This is a genomic window from Teichococcus wenyumeiae, assembly GCF_003696345.1.
In the GTDB taxonomy this organism is placed as follows: Bacteria; Pseudomonadota; Alphaproteobacteria; order Acetobacterales; family Acetobacteraceae; genus Pseudoroseomonas; species Pseudoroseomonas wenyumeiae.
Map to the genome: position 1 here is coordinate 1 of NZ_RFLX01000121.1, position 2,706 is coordinate 2,706.

Below are 2,706 nucleotides of genomic sequence, written 5' to 3' on the forward strand. Positions count from 1 at the left end.
CAGGCCGAATACATGAACGCACCCGACCGCCGCCGAACGTCAACATCCTTCTTGCACCGCGGGGGCCGTCCATACATGAAGCTCTCGTTGTAGCCGTTCTCCCACGGGCTGCCGGGCTCGATGAACAACGTTTTCACGCCAACCTGCCCCAGCCAGTTGCGCACCGCCTTGGCCGCGAACTCCCGCCCGTTGTCAGAGCGGATGTGGTCCGGCGGACCGCGTCCGATGAACAGGTCGGCCAGGACCTGCAGCACGTCATCCGACCGCAGCCGACGTGCCACCACGATGGCCAGGCACTCCCGGCTGAACTCATCGATCACCGTCAGCATGCGGAATGCCCGCCCATCCCTGGTCCGGTCCTGGACAAAGTCGTAGGCCCAGACATGCCCGGGCCAGCATGGCCGTAGCCGAATGCAGGAACCGTCGTTCAGCCACAGCCGGGCCCGCTTCGGCTGCCGCCGCGGCACCTTCAGCCCCTCGCGCCGCCAGATGCGCTCCACCCGCTTGGCGTTTACCCGCCAGCCTTCAGTCCGCAGCAGTGCCGTGATCCGGCGGTAGCCATAGCGCCCGTACTGGCGCGCCAGCCTGACCACCGCATCACCCAGCACCGCCTCGTCAGGCCGGAGTTTCGGCACCCGCCGCTGGGTGGAGCGTGCCTGACCCGGCGTGCGACACGCTCGCCGCTCGGAGACCCCGAGCACCGACCGCACATGCCGCACCCCGATCCGGCGACGCTCAGGGCTTAGAAGTTTCCCTCCGCAGCTTCTTTGAGGATCTGCTTGTCCAGCGTCAGGTCCGCCACGGCTTTGCGCAGCCGCGCGTTCTCCCGCTCCAGTTCTTTCAGGCGGCGCACCTGATCCAGCTTCAGCCCGCCATACTCCGACCGCCAGCGGTAGTAGCTGGCCTCAGACACCCCAAGCCCGCGGCAGATCTCCCCCACCGACCGGCCCTGAGCCAGTTCAACCTCCGCCTGGCGCAGCAGCCCAATGATCTGCTCCGCCGTGTAGCGCTTCTTCATACCCGCAGCCTCCTTCACAGAAGGCCAACTCTCTCACTTCACGCGGGCCGAGTTCATGGGGGAAGGTCACAGCAGGCAAACGATGTTCCTGACGCCGGTCGTGATGGCGTTCAACCGCCTGCGTTAACCTGTCTCGAGCGGGTGATCTGGTGAGCCCGGTCCCTTTGGCGTCCCTGCGGAGGCGGGCCGGCGCGGCATATTCCGAGGTGAGATGGGGCGCCCTGAAGCAGGGTGAGCCGCCTGGGTGATTTGGTGAGCCCTACCAGAGGAACGGAACCCGAAGGAAGTCGGGCGCAGACCGTCGCTGGATGGAGTGGGTGTTCTGGTGAGCCCGCGGACTTAGCGGACAGGGAGCAGACGTGGCTGCACAGGCGGGCGGGAGGGTCGGAGAATGACGCCCTCTTCTTCGATGCTCACCTTGGCGTCCGGATACACAGCAAGAGCGAGTTCTAACGCACGGGGCCACTTATTCTTGAAGTGGTAGAGCTCTTTGTAGGACGTTCCGAACTGGGCCTTCAGGGCTTTCCAGGTGACCAGCGTGTCGCCCTTCAGGCTGTGCAGGCGGTACGCCAGCCAGATGTAGGCGTCCATCGCGGCGCTGTTGTTCGCCAGCGACTTGATGGCGGCCTCCTCTAAGGGAACCGGATGCTTCTTCAGCTGCTCGAAGTATCCTTCGGACAGCTTGGCGACTTCGAGAGACAGGCGCCCCTGCTTTTGGTCCTCGTTGTCCTCGATGAACAACGCCTTGTCGACCACGGATTGGTTCACCAGCGCACTCGTGCGGCCGCTCCCGGAGATGTGGAAGCTCAAGCGGCAGCGGGAGATCCGCTCGGCCTGCTCCCGCACCGACCGGAACGCCGACCCGCCGGGTTGGATACCGACGCGAGCCATCCATTGCCGGAGGCTCCCGCCAAGCTCGACTTCACGGGACTGCGTGCGAAGGGCTTCTGTCTGCAGGAACAAGAGGATGAGGCGCGCATGGGCGCCGAACGGAACGCCGACGCTCTCGAGTTGCCCGTCGTCGCCGACCGGGCGGAGGCCAGGCTGCACCACGAGCCGAACCCGCTCCGATGCCACCGTCCACGGCTCGTCATCCCTGAGCCGCCGGTGGGGAAGGGCACATTGGGTCCAGCCGCTGTAGACGAAGCCCAGACCCGACTCCTCGTCGGACATGTACTTCGAGGCGGCTTCCACGATGTCGCGGTCCACTGTGCCAAGCGCGAGAGCGCCATGCTTTCCATGCTCTGAGATGAGCTGGTGAACCGTACCCATGGCTGCGCCTTTAACGACCTTCCATGGCCAGGAATATGCTGGAAGTCAGGCGGCTTGTCGCTGAGTGAATTGGTGAGACAGCTACTAGGGGAAGTTATTAGTTACCATATTAGTTTCCACACCAGATCACCCTAGAACAACTCCGACGACTCGTTGATTCGCTTGGTCCCCATATCTTGGCTCCTCACCAAAAGGCGCACCGTTCTCACCACATCACTCGGGGCGACTCCGGCCGCTTGTGGATGATCGCTGCCGCCGGATGGGCGCCTTGCCGCCAAAGGGCTCACCAGAACACCCACCCTCGGGAGCGACTCGGGGCTTCGATCCGTCTTGCCAGCCTAATTCTACAGTTGAGTTTGGGTTGAGGCTTCCCCAGGTGCGTGACGGCATATTGGTTCGTGGAGACGGGCCATGGG

General features: G+C 64.2%; 1 protein-coding gene and 1 pseudogene. Both read right to left on the reverse strand.

The genetic code is table 11. The features are described 5' to 3' along the window. Positions 1 to 77 precede the first annotated feature (77 nt). Positions 78 to 1,018 (reverse strand): annotated as a pseudogene (locus EBE87_RS28080) (IS3 family transposase); the annotation flags it as partial. A 339-nt stretch (positions 1,019 to 1,357) separates the two neighbouring features. Continuing rightward, positions 1,358 to 2,290, reverse strand: coding sequence for a replication protein RepA (locus tag EBE87_RS28085; protein WP_120641179.1), 933 nt, complete (start codon positions 2,288 to 2,290; stop codon positions 1,358 to 1,360). Between the last annotated feature and the right edge of the window lie 416 nt (positions 2,291 to 2,706).

Excerpts from the sequence above, each read along its gene's own strand:
- EBE87_RS28085 (WP_120641179.1), bottom strand. The coding sequence starts at position 2,290 with ATGGGTACGGTTCACCAGCTCATCTCAGAGCATGGAAAGCATGGCGCT.